This is a genomic window from Vibrio sp. YIC-376, assembly GCF_052353105.1.
Taxonomy (GTDB): Bacteria; Pseudomonadota; Gammaproteobacteria; order Enterobacterales; family Vibrionaceae; genus Vibrio.
This window is the reverse complement of record NZ_JBBWFK010000008.1, coordinates 64,936-80,097: the sequence shown is the minus strand read 5'-3', so window position 1 is coordinate 80,097 and position 15,162 is coordinate 64,936. Positions and strand designations below refer to the sequence as shown.

The 15,162-nt window shown below is 44.9% G+C and carries 11 protein-coding genes and 4 tRNA genes; 12 read left to right on the top strand and 3 right to left on the bottom strand.

Annotated elements, in window-relative coordinates; genetic code table 11:
* Positions 1 to 58: 58 nt before the first annotated feature.
* The 3 genes from rnm (at position 59) to rluB (ending at position 2,799) form a co-directional block, all read left to right on the top strand.
* A complete protein-coding gene (gene rnm, locus WJM94_RS15950; protein ID WP_444495177.1) occupies positions 59 to 937 on the top strand; it encodes an RNase RNM in 879 nt (292 codons plus the stop codon).
* Between the two features lie 38 nt (positions 938 to 975).
* Positions 976 to 1,596, top strand: a complete 621-nt coding sequence (locus tag WJM94_RS15945) for an L-threonylcarbamoyladenylate synthase (RefSeq protein ID WP_444495176.1) — start codon at positions 976 to 978, stop codon at positions 1,594 to 1,596.
* Positions 1,597 to 1,860: 264 nt separating this feature from the next.
* Positions 1,861 to 2,799 carry a 23S rRNA pseudouridine(2605) synthase RluB gene (gene rluB, locus WJM94_RS15940; RefSeq protein WP_444495175.1) on the top strand — a complete coding sequence of 313 codons (939 nt, stop codon included), beginning with the start codon at positions 1,861 to 1,863 and terminating at the stop codon, positions 2,797 to 2,799.
* 135 nt (positions 2,800 to 2,934) lie between these two features.
* On the opposite strand, the gene WJM94_RS15935 is transcribed toward rluB, so the two are convergent.
* Positions 2,935 to 3,255: an HI1450 family dsDNA-mimic protein gene (locus WJM94_RS15935; protein ID WP_263837078.1), complete on the bottom strand. Its 321-nt coding sequence runs from the start codon at positions 3,253 to 3,255 to the stop codon at positions 2,935 to 2,937.
* Positions 3,256 to 3,257: 2 nt separating this feature from the next.
* Complete coding sequence (gene efpL, locus WJM94_RS15930) at positions 3,258 to 3,824, bottom strand: elongation factor P-like protein EfpL (RefSeq protein ID WP_444495174.1); 567 nt, start codon at positions 3,822 to 3,824, stop codon at positions 3,258 to 3,260.
* 192 nt (positions 3,825 to 4,016) lie between these two features.
* Here efpL and WJM94_RS15925 point away from each other — a divergent pair, with 192 nt between their 5' ends.
* Positions 4,017 to 4,784 carry a nucleotidyltransferase domain-containing protein gene (locus tag WJM94_RS15925; protein ID WP_444495357.1) on the top strand — a complete coding sequence of 256 codons (768 nt, stop codon included), beginning with the start codon at positions 4,017 to 4,019 and terminating at the stop codon, positions 4,782 to 4,784.
* A gap of 13 nt (positions 4,785 to 4,797) precedes the next feature.
* Here WJM94_RS15925 and WJM94_RS15920 read toward each other — a convergent pair whose 3' ends face one another.
* Entirely contained in the window at positions 4,798 to 7,161 is a 2,364-nt protein-coding gene (locus WJM94_RS15920; RefSeq protein ID WP_444495173.1) for a DNA polymerase II, read from the bottom strand.
* 470 nt (positions 7,162 to 7,631) lie between these two features.
* On the opposite strand from WJM94_RS15920, the gene uvrY reads away from it, so the two are divergent.
* The 8 genes from uvrY (at position 7,632) to WJM94_RS15880 (ending at position 15,147) form a co-directional block, all read left to right on the top strand.
* Positions 7,632 to 8,276, top strand: coding sequence for a UvrY/SirA/GacA family response regulator transcription factor (gene uvrY / locus WJM94_RS15915; RefSeq protein ID WP_444495172.1), 645 nt, complete (start codon positions 7,632 to 7,634; stop codon positions 8,274 to 8,276).
* A 1-nt stretch (position 8,277) separates the two neighbouring features.
* Positions 8,278 to 10,110: an excinuclease ABC subunit UvrC gene (gene uvrC / locus WJM94_RS15910; RefSeq protein WP_444495171.1), complete on the top strand. Its 1,833-nt coding sequence runs from the start codon at positions 8,278 to 8,280 to the stop codon at positions 10,108 to 10,110.
* A gap of 46 nt (positions 10,111 to 10,156) precedes the next feature.
* Complete coding sequence (gene pgsA / locus WJM94_RS15905; protein WP_444495170.1) at positions 10,157 to 10,714, top strand: CDP-diacylglycerol--glycerol-3-phosphate 3-phosphatidyltransferase; 558 nt, start codon at positions 10,157 to 10,159, stop codon at positions 10,712 to 10,714.
* A gap of 405 nt (positions 10,715 to 11,119) precedes the next feature.
* Positions 11,120 to 11,193: transfer RNA gene (locus WJM94_RS15900), tRNA-Cys, on the top strand.
* Positions 11,194 to 11,196: 3 nt separating this feature from the next.
* Positions 11,197 to 11,272, top strand: a tRNA-Gly gene (locus tag WJM94_RS15895).
* A 77-nt stretch (positions 11,273 to 11,349) separates the two neighbouring features.
* Positions 11,350 to 11,436 (top strand) — tRNA-Leu (locus tag WJM94_RS15890).
* A 10-nt stretch (positions 11,437 to 11,446) separates the two neighbouring features.
* Positions 11,447 to 11,522, top strand: a tRNA-Gly gene (locus tag WJM94_RS15885).
* A gap of 748 nt (positions 11,523 to 12,270) precedes the next feature.
* Entirely contained in the window at positions 12,271 to 15,147 is a 2,877-nt protein-coding gene (locus WJM94_RS15880) for a pyridoxal phosphate-dependent class III aminotransferase (protein WP_444495169.1), read from the top strand.
* The last annotated feature ends 15 nt before the right edge of the window (positions 15,148 to 15,162 follow it).

Below are 15,162 nucleotides of genomic sequence, written 5' to 3'. Positions count from 1 at the left end.
GTTAACTAGTGCGGAGATAAAAAGTCAACCCCAAAACAGCATTAAAACGATAAAAAATATGAGAATTGATTTACATAGCCACACCACTGCCTCAGATGGCCGATTTGAACCAAAAGATTTAGTGGATAGGGCACTGAGTTTTGATATAGAAGTTTTGGCGATTACAGATCATGATACCGTAGATGGTTTGGCACCAGCAAAGCAGTATGTCGAAGAGAACCAGTTGCCGATAAAAATCATTAATGGCATCGAAATATCAACGGTTTGGCAAAATAAAGATATCCATATCGTGGGTTTAAATATTGACCCTGATAACTCGACATTGACGACGCTCATTGAGCAACAAAAACAACATCGAATTGCTCGTTCAGAGTTGATCGCTTCTCGTCTCGAGAAAGCAACTCGTGAAGGAGTATTGGAAGAAGTACAGCTTATCGCCGGTGATGCACCTATTACACGCGCTCACTTTGCCAAGTGGTTGGTTGACAATGGTTTTGCCAAAAACATGCAAATGGTGTTTAAAAAATACTTAACGCGTAACAACCCGGGTTATGTGCCACCTAATTGGTGCTCGATGAAAGATGCGGTAGATGCAATCCACGCCGCTGGTGGCCATGCGGTGTTAGCTCATCCGGGCCGATATCAGCTGACAGCGAAGTGGATTAAACGCCTTTTGGCGGCATTCGTTGAAGCAAACGGTGACGCGATGGAAGTTGCGCAGCCACAACAACCACAACAAGAAAGGCGCAATCTGGCGGATTATGCTATACAATACAAACTATTAGCATCCCAAGGCAGCGACTTTCACTATCCATCTCCGTGGATGGAACTGGGTAGAAACCTCTGGTTGCCAGCGGGCGTAGAACCAGTTTGGAAAGATTGGGGTATTGAACTTTCGTTGATTAAAGATCAACAAGATGGCATTCAAGCTCCATAAATATATAGAGCCGAGAGGCTCGATAATGAGGAATTACAATGAGCCAGTTTTTTTACGTTCATCCAGAAAACCCACAGACTCGCTTGATTAATCAAGCAGTAGCAATCATTCGTAACGGCGGTGTCGTGGTTTATCCAACCGATTCAGGTTATGCACTTGGCTGTCAACTGGAGAACAAACAGGCGTTAGAACGTATCTGTCAGATTCGTCGTTTAGATGACAAGCACAACTTCACGTTGCTGTGTCGCGATTTATCAGAGATTTCACTTTATGCTCGTGTGGATAATGGTGCATTTCGATTACTGAAAAACAATACTCCGGGGCCTTACACATTTATCTTCAAAGGCACAAAAGAAGTGCCTCGTCGTTTGATGAACGCAAAGCGTAAGACGATCGGTATCCGTGTTCCAGATAACAAAATTGCTCTCGATTTGTTAGAAGCTCTTGGAGAGCCGATGATGTCTACGTCATTGATACTTCCAAACAGTGATGTCACTGAGTCGGATCCTGAAGATATCCGTGACAAGTTGGAGCATGCTGTTGACGTAATTCTTAATGGTGGTTTCCTCGGAGAGCAACCGACAACGGTTATCGATTTTAGCGAAGGCGACCCAGTCGTGGTTCGCGTCGGTTCGGGTGACCCGGCACCATTTGAATAAGTATATTTACCGTTAGATGAACAAAAGGAGGCTGAAATGCCTCCTTTTTTTTATGACGATAATTCGCTCAAAGTAGAAGTAAAGTACGAGATATAATCCGGATTACATGAAAAATTACTGGCGCAGAATAGAGTGGATTTTGCTTACATTAAACGTAAGAATCACTTATAATGTCCGACCAAAAAATCCCATGCATATGGGTAATAGCAAAATACAGACCAATCCTGGTCTAGACGTCTGTGAAGACGACACATAGGTAGATAAATGAGCGAAAAGTTACAAAAAGTATTAGCACGTGCTGGTCACGGTTCTCGTCGTGAGATTGAATCGTTAATCAAATCCGGTCGCGTAAGTGTGAACGGTATGGTAGCTAAACTTGGTGAAAGACTTGAAGATGAGAGCAGTGTCATTCGTATCGACGGTCACATTGTATCTGCGAAGATACAAGATGAAGTGATTTGTCGTGTGCTGGCATACTACAAACCGGAAGGTGAGCTGTGTACTCGTCATGATCCAGAGGGTCGTCGTACCGTTTTCGATCGCCTGCCAAAAATTCGTGGCTCGCGTTGGATTTCAGTAGGTCGTCTGGATGCAAACACCTCTGGTCTGTTGCTTTTCACTACTGATGGTGAATTGGCTAATCGCTTAATGCACCCAAGCCGTCAAGTTGAACGTGAATACCTAGTACGCGTGTTCGGTGAAGTAACTGAACAAAAAGTTCGTAATCTAGTAAAAGGCGTTGAGCTAGAAGATGGTATGGCTCGCTTTGAAGACGTTGTTTACGCGGGTGGTGAAGGTATGAACCACACGTTTTACGTCGTAATCAATGAAGGCCGTAACCGTGAGGTTCGTCGTTTATGGGAATCTCAGGATTGTACGGTAAGTCGTCTGAAGCGTGTTCGCTATGGTGATATCTTCCTGGACAAGAAACTGCCTCGTGGCGGTTGGATGGAACTGGATCTGAAGGAAGTAAACTACTTGCGTGAGCTTGTCGAACTTCGTCCAGAGAAAGAGACCATGCTTGATCTGAACAAAGATAACACTTCACGTAAGCGTGAGCGAGCTCGTAGCCAAAAAATCCGTCGTGCAGTTAAGCGTCACGAAGAGCGTGTAAACACGCCTAAAGGTCGCAGCAACAACCCTTCTCGCCGCAAGCCAAAGAAAAGTGCCGGTGAGCAAGGCGTCCGAAACAAAAATCGTTAATCGGTACTAAAAATCACAAAGGCTTGCCAATTGGCAAGCCTTTTTCTTATCTGAAAAGCGGGCAATGGTAGCCTCTTTAGATATAAAAAAACACCAGCACGGAAGCTGGTGTTTTTACTCATGGTGAGGGAGGCGTTAATCGCGCTTCCAAAGCATATGACAGAACTTATGGTCTGGGTCTCGGCTGATTAGCATACGAGCGAACACGTCATCAAGTTCGTCATTTTCCTCGTTAACCAGGCCGATTCGAACTTCTGCATACACTTCTTTGTCAATCTCAAAGCCAACATGCTCAACCCAGTCTTCACCGGTTTCGACAAGTTCTGCGGCGCCACGATCTTCAAATTGTGCGGTAAACAGAATGACATCAGCTGGCTCTAGGTTATCTGGAGCCATTTCCAGAAAAATGTCGTACGCTGCGTCGATAACGTCGTCGTAAGAAATCAAATCAGACATGCTTATGCTCGGCTCATGTATTTGCGTTCAGCTGTGTTGATAATTACACGATCACCAGTTGCAATGTATTCTGGAACTTGGATAACCAAGCCAGAAGCAAAGCGAGCTGGTTTAGTACGTGCAGATGCTGACGCGCCTTTGATTGATGGGTCAGTTTCTTCGATCACGAGTTCAACAGAAGATGGCAGTTCAATGCCTACAGCAGAACCGTTTACCAAGATAATGTGGATACCTTGAGTATCTTCGTTGATGAACAGTAGCTCATCTTCTACTTCACTTTGTTTAAATGTGTATTGTGAGTAGTCTGCGTTGTCCATGAAGATGTGCTCATCGCCGTCTGCGTAAGAGTACACGACTGCACGCTTGTTCATTTCTACTGTTTCTACAACGTCATCAGACTTGTAACGCTCGTCTACACGCGCACCAGTCGTTAGATCAGTACAACGCATTTTGTAGATTTTAGCGCCGCCACGACCGCCAGGAGTCGTTACTTCGATGTCTTTAACTAAAAGAGTTTTACCATTAGACTCGATTGCGAAGCCTTTTTTGATTTCACTTGCCTTTGGCATTGTATTTTCCTATTCATACTTATTAAGCAAAACGCCGTGATTATAGCGTTAAGTTGTCTGGCAAGCATCAAAATTCATCGACGAAATTCGTCTTAACGCTCAAGATTAAACACCTTATTAGTCTTGATCCAAAAGCAGTGCTGGTGGATCATATCGTCCTTGAGTCTTAAGTCCGAGTTCCTGTTATCTACAATGTCTCTTCCTGTTATCGACCCAAAACAGCCTTTTCAAAAAGAATTCGAACCTCTGATCAGAGACGTCCTTGCATGCCTTAAAAGTGGACTGGGACCGAACTTACATAGTATGTATGTCTATGGCAGTGTTGCTCGAAAAACCGCAGTATCTGGTACATCCAATCTAGATTTAATCATAGTAACTAAAACCGGATTTGAGGCGAACAAAGCCACTTTGCTGAACACCATCAAATGGCGAGCACAGCAAGGGCACCCGCAAGTAAACGGTGTCTCAATACGGACCGCACTCGTCACGGATGTGGCTAATCTCGATAGTATTTTTACCTGGGGCTTTATGCTGAGGCATTGCTGTGTTTGCGTCTATGGTGATGATTTAGCGGATTGCTTTGGCGATTATGTTCCGAGTTGGGAGATCGCCAAACATTGGAATATGGACGTAGAAGAGTGGCTTTCGGTCTATCGCACTAAGATTGCACAGGCAAAAACTGCCGAGGAGCAAGTTCAGGCTCAAACGACAATCGCCAAAAAGTTACTTCGAGCATCGTACTCTTTAATTATGTACCGTGATAAGCGATGGTTTGATGACCCAGATGAGTGCGGTCAGGTCTTTTTGACCTATCATCCGGAAAAGCAATTGGAGATCGAACGACTGGGCATTTTACTCTCGGGACGGCCTATACCTAAACGGTCGGTGATAGGCCTTTTAGATAGCTTTGGCGACTGGTTGGTCAAACAGTATCAAAAAACAGAGTTTCGAATTGGCTAGCTAAAGCCGGTTGTTAAAACAAGCCCATCTGCGGCGCAGACAACGTCTCAAAATCAGTGCCAATAAACGGCAAAATGGCATCAGCGACCGGTTTTAGCTGCTTATCAATATAGTGTTGATAGTCAATAGGACTATTGCGGTACTCATGAGGCTCTGGCCCATTTATTGTAATAACATACTCAATTCGGCCACGGTTCTGATACTGTAAAGGGCGGCCAAGTCGGGCATTGATTTCGTCTGCTAGTCGAGCTGCACGCACTTGTGGTGGAATGTTTTTTTGGTATTCGTGTAATTTGCGACGCAGGCGTTTCTGATAAACCAGTTGATCGTCTAATTCACCACTATTGGTTTTTTCAACCATTTCCCGCACGTAGTCACTTGGATCTTCGCCATGGAATATCATTCCGTAGAGTCTATTTTGGAATCTCTGAGCGAGCGGTGTCCAGTCTGTGCGAGCGCTCTCTAACCCTTTGAAAATGATGCGTTCCTTATCGCCTTCGCCTATTAGACCTGCGTAACGCTTTTTAGAACCGGTTTCTGCTCCGCGGATAGTCGGCATCAAAAACTTACGATAGTGAGTCTCGTATTCTATTTCGAGCATTGAAGTGAGGTTATATTCTGAGCGCAGATGCTCTTGCCACCAACTATTAATGTATTCTACTAGCTGATTCCCGACTTTATCTGCTTCGACCTGACTATAAGGTCTATTTAGCGACACAAAGGTCGAGTCCGTGTCCCCATATATCACTTGATAACCTTGGCCTTCAATCAGCACTTTAGTTTGCTTCATGATCTCGTGCCCACGCATAGTAATACTGGACGCCAGTCGAGTATCGAAAAAGCGACAACCTGATGAACCTAACACACCATAGAATGAGTTCATGATGATCTTAATTGCCTGTGAGAAGGCTTTTTCATTGTTTTTCTTCGCTACGTCACGCGCAGCCCAAAGCTTTTCAATCATTTCCGGTAAAAAGTGCTTTGTGCGGTGGAACTGACCACCACGAAAACCGGGTACAGCCTGATCCTCTTCTTTGCCGATCTCGAGTCGCAGACCTTCTACCAGACCCATTGGATCAATCAAAAAGGAACGAATGATTGACGGGTAAAGGCTTTTAAAGTCGAGAACCAATACCGAGTCGTAAAGGTTCGGAATCGAATCCATCACATAACCGCCGGGGCTGGCAATCCAATTTTCCGGATGTAAGTTTGGCGCAGCGTACCCTGCGCGATGGATCTGCGGGAGGTAGAGATTGGTAAATGCCGCAACAGAGCCACCAACCCGATCCAACTCGACTCCCGTTAATCTGGAACGTTCTATTGCAAAAGCAAGTAGGTGAGTATGCTCAAAGATCTTATTAACCAGTACGCAGTCTTGGAGATTGTACTTCGCTAAAGAGGGTTTATCAGAGCGATACATGCGATTGATCTCATCCATACGATCATGCACGTTGTGAATTTCTTTCCCTTCGCCTAATAGTTCTTGAGAAACGGACTCCAATGACCAAGAGCGAAACTGATAGGTCGCGGTTTTGAGTGTGTCGATACCATCCATAACGACGCGACCCGGAATAGAAATGAAGCCTTGTTGGCTTTGTGATGAGCTACGGAAGAAACTGGCCTGGTCAGCTCTTCCTAGTTTGAGCTTCATTTTGTGCCATTCTGCTCGTTTATGCAGTAAGCGGAAATCGAAGTCGATAACGTTCCAGCCGACCACTACGTCGGGGTCAAACTGCTTAAACCAAGCCATCAGAGCGGTCAACAAGGTTTTCTCGTCTTTTACCCATTGGATTGGAGTATCTGCCGCTTCGGGCTCACCTATCATGATGACACGTGAGTCCATCGGGCTATCTAAGCCGATAGAGTAAAGAATACCTTTCTCGGAGCACTCTATGTCGAGAGAAACGACATGCAGTTTTGGCTCGTAGTCACCGGATCGGCATTTGGCGCTTTGAACTCGCTGATACCCGTTGGCGGTTTGATGGTTACCAGTAAACTCAATACTACCGCGGATAAATCGCTCCATCAGATAGCGGTCAGCAAGACGAATGTCGCTCTCATAAGTCACAATGTCGTGATGGGTTAACGCTCCCTGAAATGCTAAGGCATCTTTGGCAAGTTGCGTATAACAAGCGGCGAGGTGAATGTGTTCGAACGTTTTGATTTCTAATGAGCGGAACTCGACTGCAATGCCGTTTGACTGAGCGAGTTCTCTCGCTTGCGCCACATTGTCTTGAGCAATAAAAAAGACAGGTTTTTCCCCATTGATCAGTAGTTGAGTTGGTCCAGCTTCTGTCGACAACCAAAGCTCAATCTGAGTTTGACCTTGGATGTCTCGTGCCTGACGAGTAAGTAGGAAGCCTTGCTGGATGTTCAAGTGAGAAAAACCTTATCGATTACTTAGGGGAGTATTCTAGCATCATGTAACAGGAAGGAAACGAACTGTACCGAGAGTGTTATTTTTGTTGGCGAATAAATAAACAAAGCAAGGCCCTTATGATTTGAGGAGAGGCTTTAGGCCTCACAGAATGCATCTGCGCCCCATTATTTCGCTCACAGAATGAACATTTGATGCTGATATTGAGTTGCTCTGGGCAATATGCAATCTAGTTGCTTGATTTCTCGAATTTAATGTTGTTAATTAACTTCCATCAGAATTCGGTTCTGCACTGCACGCGCTGAAATAACAGAGTGGTTTATGAATAAGTTCTTGCCAAAGTTTGCGTTTGAGCACATATTCATAGAAAGCAATTTTTCGTCAAATACGTTAGTATTAGGCGTCATACTGATATCCACATGGAACATCATGTGGGTGCAGAACCAATAGTAAAGTGTGGAGATACAAGTTTGATAAATGTTTTCCTTGTAGATGATCACGAGCTGGTTCGCACAGGGATACGACGTATTATTGAAGACGTCCGTGGAATGAACGTAGCAGGAGAAGCTGACAGCGGTGAAGAGGCAGTAAAATGGTGTCGCAGTAATCATGCTGACGTCGTTTTAATGGACATGAACATGCCAGGAATCGGTGGCTTGGAAGCTACTAAGAAGATTCTTCGCGTGAACCCAGATGTGAAAATCATCGTACTTACCGTTCATACTGAAAATCCGTTTCCAACCAAAGTGATGCAGGCGGGTGCTTCTGGTTATTTAACCAAAGGCGCTGGGCCAGATGAGATGGTTAATGCGATTCGTGTGGTAAATAGTGGGCAGCGTTATATCTCGCCAGAGATAGCGCAGCAGATGGCGTTGAGTCAGTTCTCACCAGCCTCTGAAAACCCGTTTAAAGATTTATCAGAGCGTGAATTGCAGATCATGTTAATGATCACTAAGGGTCAGAAAGTTACGGATATTTCTGAACAACTTAATCTAAGTCCAAAGACAGTGAACAGTTATCGTTACCGACTGTTCAACAAGCTGGACATTAACGGCGACGTTGAGTTAACACACTTGGCGATTCGTCACGGAATGCTGGACACCGAGACGCTTTAGTGTGAATCCTCCTTTTGATTCGGCTTCCTTTCTCAAGACAGTAACTCATCAGCCCGGCGTTTACCGAATGTACAACGCCGAGGCTGTTGTTATTTATGTCGGAAAAGCCAAAGACCTTCAGAAGCGCTTATCAAGTTACTTTCGCAAAAAAGTCGACAGTGAAAAAACGCGCGCACTTGTCAGTAATATTGCCAAAATCGATGTCACGGTGACCCACACCGAGACAGAAGCGCTGATCCTTGAGCACAATTACATTAAGCAATATTTACCGAAATACAACGTACTCCTGCGTGATGATAAATCCTATCCTTACATCTTTATCAGTGGTCACAAACACCCTAGACTATCGATGCATCGTGGCGCTAAAAAGCGCAAAGGTGAGTATTTCGGGCCTTATCCTGATTCAGGTGCGGTACGTGAAACTTTGCATTTATTGCAAAAAATTTTTCCCGTTCGCCAATGCGAAGATACGGTGTATTCAAACCGAACCCGGCCATGTTTGATGTATCAGATTGGACGTTGTGCAGGCCCATGTGTCAGCTCAATCATCTCAGACGAAGAATACGCCGAACTGGTGGGGTTTGTGCGTCTGTTTTTACAAGGCAAAGACCAGCAAGTACTCAAACAGCTGATTGAAAAAATGGAGTTTGCTAGCCAGCAGCTACGTTTTGAAGATGCAGCAAAGTTTCGTGATCAAATTCAGGCAATCCGTCGTGTTCAGGAACAGCAGTATGTGTCTGAAGACAGCATGGACGATATGGACGTGCTGGGCTTTGCGCAAGAAAGTGGTATCGCGTGTATTCATATTTTGATGATTCGTCAGGGCAAAGTGCTGGGTAGCCGAAGTCATTTTCCTAAAATTCCCCAGAATACCAGTCAGCAGGAAGTGTTTGATAGCTTCTTAACCCAGTACTATTTAAGCCATAATGAAGCTCGTACTATTCCGGCGCGGATTATATTCAACCAAGAGTTGGCAGATGATATCGAACCTATACAAAAAGCACTAAGTGAAGTGGCTGGGCGTAAGGTTCATTTCCATACATCACCAACTGGGGCGAGAGGGCGTTACCTAAAACTCTCTAATACCAACGCACTCACAGCGATTACCACTAAAATTAATCATAAGATGACGATCAATCAGCGTTTTCATGAACTACGCGAAACGCTGAGAATGGAGTCTATTGCGCGAATGGAGTGTTTTGATATTTCCCACACAATGGGGGAGAGCACTATCGCGTCGTGTGTGGTTTTCAATAATGAAGGCCCGGTAAAGCAAGAATATCGTCGTTACAACATCACCGGAATCACGGGTGGCGATGATTACGCAGCAATGGGACAAGCACTCGAACGCCGTTATTCCAAACAGTTAGATGTGGAAAAAATCCCCGACATTATCTTTATCGATGGTGGTAAAGGGCAGCTCAATCGTGCGCATGAGATTATCTCACAGTATTGGGGCGATTGGCCGAAACGTCCTGTGATGATAGGTATTGCAAAAGGGGTTACACGAAAACCTGGGCTTGAAACCTTAATTACCGTCGATGGGCATGAGTTTAATCTGCCAAGTGACGCTCCTGCGCTTCACCTGATTCAGCATATCCGGGATGAGAGCCATAATCATGCTATTGCAGGTCACAGAGCCAAACGTGGCAAAACACGACGCACAAGTGCTTTGGAAGGAATAGAAGGTGTTGGGCCGAAGCGACGACAAGCGTTGCTAAAAAACATGGGTGGATTGCAGGAACTTAAGCGTGCAAGTGTCGAAGAAATCGCCAAAGTACCGGGGATTAGTCACTCTTTAGCAGAAATTATTTTCCAAGCATTGAAACAATAAGGAAAATCCCGCAACATTAGCACGCAATGTGTAAGAGAATAATAAAATGCGATTGAATATCCCGAACATTCTGTCTCTTCTTAGACTGTTCTTAATTCCAGTTTTTGTGGTTGTCTTTTATCTGCCTTATTCATGGGCGCCATTTGCTGCGGCAATGGTGTTTTGGGTAGCGGGTTTTACAGACTGGCTAGATGGTATGTTGGCTCGAAAACTGGGCCAAACTTCTCGTTTTGGCGCGTTTATCGATCCAGTAGCTGATAAAGTTCTGGTAGCGACAGCGCTGATTTTGATTACAGAACATTATCACACCATTTGGGTAACGATTCCTGCTGTCACAATGATTGCCCGTGAAATCATCATTTCTGCCTTGCGAGAGTGGATGGCGGAAATTGGTAAGCGCGCCAGCGTTGCGGTTTCGTGGGTGGGTAAAGTAAAGACCGTCGCACAGATGTTCGCGTTGTGGGTGTTGATTTGGCGTTATGACGAATGGATGGTTTGGGTCGGTTTTGCTGCGCTATACATCGCAACTGTCCTAACGTATTGGTCGATGATTCAATATCTTGCAGCTGCAAAAGACGACTTGCTCAACGAAGAGCACCACTAATAATCAAATTTTTATGGAAAGCAGGCTTATCTAGCCTGCTTTTTTGTATCTGTCATTTGCCTCTTAGCATTTTCGATTTAAAAGTAAACGTGATGAGGATCTTGTTTTTCTTTATGTTCTTCAACTGGGAAGACGATTCACCTCAATATGAGACGTTGATATAGGCTTACTCTCCGGTTTATAGGAAAGGTGTGTAGTCAAAAATTTATGATAAACAAGTGTATTTGAGCGATATTTTGTATTAAAACTAAGCAATCCCCCGTCTTTCGCACAAAATCTAGTCAAACGATTTAAAAAAATAAAAATAGTGTTGACTCGATTGCTCGAATCCGTAGAATGCATCCCGTACCCAAGAGAGCACAGCTTGAAAGGGTGGTTTGAAAAGTTAAGTTTTTCAAACGTTGAGGCGCCTTGGCAGAGTGGCCATGCAGCGGATTGCAAATCCGTGGACCTCGGTTCGACTCCGGGAGGCGCCTCCATTCGCGACACTAGCTCAGTTGGTAGAGCGCAACCTTGCCAAGGTTGAGGTCACGAGTTCGAACCTCGTGTGTCGCTCCAAATTAAAAAGATAACGCAGAAGCGGTATCAAAGATGGTGTTTATCGTACTAAACGGCATCACAAAGAATATTTGTGTGCCCTGGTGGTGGAATTGGTAGACACAAGGGATTTAAAATCCCTCGGCGTTCGCGCTGTGCCGGTTCAAGTCCGGCCCGGGGCACCATCTTAACATTGCGACACTAGCTCAGTTGGTAGAGCGCAACCTTGCCAAGGTTGAGGTCACGAGTTCGAACCTCGTGTGTCGCTCCAAACGTAAGAGCCCAGCATGAATATGCTGGGCTTTTTCGTATTTGTTTTCTGGCCAATCGTTTCTCCGACAATTAATTTTACATTCCAGTTATCTCCAATTCGAATGTGAAATCCCGTCATGGCATCTTGGTGTAATTCAATTCAACGAGCACCTGTCATCAAAAATATCTATGTATATCAGAGTATTGAGCGTCCCAGGGTATAAAGCCGATTTACTGGATTCGCAACAAGACTCGGTTAGATACGATTTGAAGCTGAATAAATGTTATTGAGAAGAGTGAATCAATTATCAAAAATCATTGCCAGAAGAATTTATTTTGTGATAAATTCGCGCGCAATCTCGGAGCTTATTTTATGACGGTTGTTCTCTGGGGGATACGCGTAGTGAACATTCAGGCTGATTGTGACATTACGTAGGGTAGGTATCGGCAAAGCCATTTGTTGATAGACGGGATACTAATGCTGTAACGGCAGCATGTTAATGGGAAACCCAACATTGAAACCTTTGAACAAACACACACTAATCAGCTTCATACTGCCGAAATGTCCTGTTCTACAAAACAGGTGCATTACGGAACCTTGATTACGCCCCAGCACGGTTAGAAGTCACGAATCTCGTGACAGGATTATCTGTATTTGTCGTTTTAAGAAATGACAAATGCGGAGGTTTACTTATTTCTCCTGCAACTCAATTCAAATGACGATTAGTTCAGGATGGTAACTTTTATATTTCAAGGGATTACCTAGTATGACCACTGCCTTTGAAGTCGATAACACTATCGCAAACATTTTTTCATCTCAGGTTCCAGTTGTTGAGGGAACGTACGACTTAACTCCAGATCAAGTTCTTCTTGATCAGGCTGAACATGAATCTCAGGTTCGTTCTTATCCTCGCCGTTTGCCGATTGCGATTAAACAAGCTTTTGGTTGCTTGGTAGAAGATACACGAGGCCAGATCTTTTTGGATTGCCTTGCGGGTGCGGGTACGCTGGCATTGGGTTACAACCATCCAGAAATCAATCAAGCGTTAAAAGATCAGTTAGATTCTGGTTTGCCTTACCAGACTCTTGATATTGCGACGTCAGCGAAAACCCATTTTATTAAGTCTGTGAAGTCGTTTCTTCCTGAAGAATTGGGTGATAACTGCGTAATTCAATTCTGTGGTCCATCTGGTGCTGATGCGGTAGAAGCCGCTATCAAACTGGCGAAACAAACTACAGGTCGTAACACCATGTTTGCGTTTCGTGGCGCATACCATGGTATGACGAATGGCACAATGGGTATGATGGGTAACCTAGGTACTAAGGCGCGTCGTACTGGCTTAATGTCAGACGTGCATTTTATGCCTTACCCATACAACTTACGCTGTCCGTTTGGCCTAGGCGGTGACGAGGGTGCGAAAGCAAGCATTCGTTATATCGAACGTCTATTGAACGACGACGAAGCAGGTATCATGAAGCCTGCTGCTATCATCGTTGAGCCGGTGCAAGGTGAAGGTGGTGTAATCCCAGCTCCTGCTTTCTGGCTACAAGAGCTACGTCGTATCTGTGATGAGCACGGCATTCTGTTAATCTTCGACGAAATCCAATGTGGTGTTGGTAAAACTGGTTACAACTTTGCTTTCGAAGAAGCGGGTATCGTTCCAGACGTATTGTGTTTGTCTAAAGCGATCGGTGGCGGTATGCCTATGTCGCTTCTTGTGATCAACAAGCAGCACGATACGTGGAAACCAGGCGAACACACTGGTACTTTCCGTGGTAACCAGCTTGCGATGGTAAGTGGTGCGAAGGCCCTTGAGATTATCCAACGTGACAACCTTGTTGAGCATGCAAACATTGCTGGCCAGTACCTACGTTTTGGTCTTGAAGGTATTCAGAAACGTGTTAACTGTATCGCAGAAGTTCGTGGTAAGGGCTTGATGCTTGGTGTTGAAATCAAGAATCCTAACGGTGCACTGAATAAGTTCGGTGAGCCTGTTGCTGATGGTCAATTGACTCTTGCTATTCAACGTGCGGCACTAGAGCGTGGTTTGATGGTTGAGAAGGGTGGCCGTGAAGGTTCTGTTATTCGTTTCCTTCCTCCACTGATTATCTCGTTTGAACAAATTGACTTTGCTCTACGTGTACTTGAAGAAGCGATTCTTGCTGCTGGCGGTAGTCATGTTGAAGCTTCACCACAAGAAGAGTGGAAAAAGCACTTCATTCACACTGGTGAGTTTGGCAGCACTGAATTTGCGTCTGTAATGAATCACGCAACAGCTGCAATGAAATCTGTGTTTGAGCAAGTGAACGCACCATATTCAGGTATGGATCCTAAAGCGCTGGAAGAAGCAATTTACGCTGTTGATCTAGACAACAAAAACGCGCCACTAAAAGAGGTGATTGATGAGGCAGCTGAGTTAGTAGCGAAGAACTCTATCTTCACTCAACACCCAGACTGTATTGCTCATTTACACACGCCTCCACTGATGCCTGCAATTGCGGCAGAAACGATGATCGCGGCATTGAACCAGTCAATGGACTCTTGGGATCAGTCTTCATCTGCGACTTATGTTGAGCAAAAAGTGGTGAACTGGCTGTGCGACAAGTACGAGCTGGGTGAGAAAGCTGACGGTATTTTCACTAGCGGCGGTACTCAAAGTAACCAGATGGGCTTGATGCTGGCACGTGATTGGATCGCGGACAAATTAAGTTCTCATTCAATTCAGAAGCTAGGTCTTCCTGAGTACGCAGACAAACTACGCATTGTGTGTTCGAAGAAATCACACTTCACTGTTCAAAAGTCAGCATCTTGGATGGGACTTGGTGAAAAAGCAGTGATGACGGTTGATGCTAATTCAGACGGCACTATGGATGTGACTAAGCTGGATGAAGTGTTAACACAGGCAAAAGCAGAAGGTTTGATTCCTTTCGCGATCGTTGGTACAGCAGGTACAACTGACCACGGTGCGATCGATGATTTAGACTTCATCGCGGATATGGCTGCAAAACATGATATGTGGATGCATGTTGATGGCGCGTACGGTGGTGCGTTGATTCTAAGCAGTCACAAACCTCGCCTGAAAGGTGTTGAGCGTGCTCAGTCTATCAGTGTTGATTTCCACAAATTGTTCTACCAAACAATCAGCTGTGGTGCACTTCTTGTCAATGACAAGTCGAACTTGAAGTTCCTTCTACATCATGCAGATTACTTGAACCGTGAGCACGATGAGCTACCAAACCTTGTCGACAAATCTATCGCTACGACTAAGCGTTTTGATGCCCTAAAAGTTTTCATGACAATGCAAAACGTGGGACCGAAAGCATTAGGCGATATGTACGACCATTTGTTGGCTCAAACGCTTGAAGTAGCGGACATGGTTCGTAACAACGATCACTTTGAGTTGTTAGCAGAACCATCACTGTCGACGGTTCTGTTCCGTGCAACGCATGACTCAGCTGACCTCGACGAACTAAATAAAGCGCTGCGTTTAGAAGCGCTGACTCGCGGTGTCGCAGTATTGGGTGAAACCATTGTTGACGGCAAAACCGCACTTAAGCTTACGATTTTGAACCCGTGTTTAACGGCATCGGATTTTGAATCTTTATTCTCAAAAATCCAAACGCTAGCGGTAGAGCTAGTCTAAAGGAGGTAACGGAAA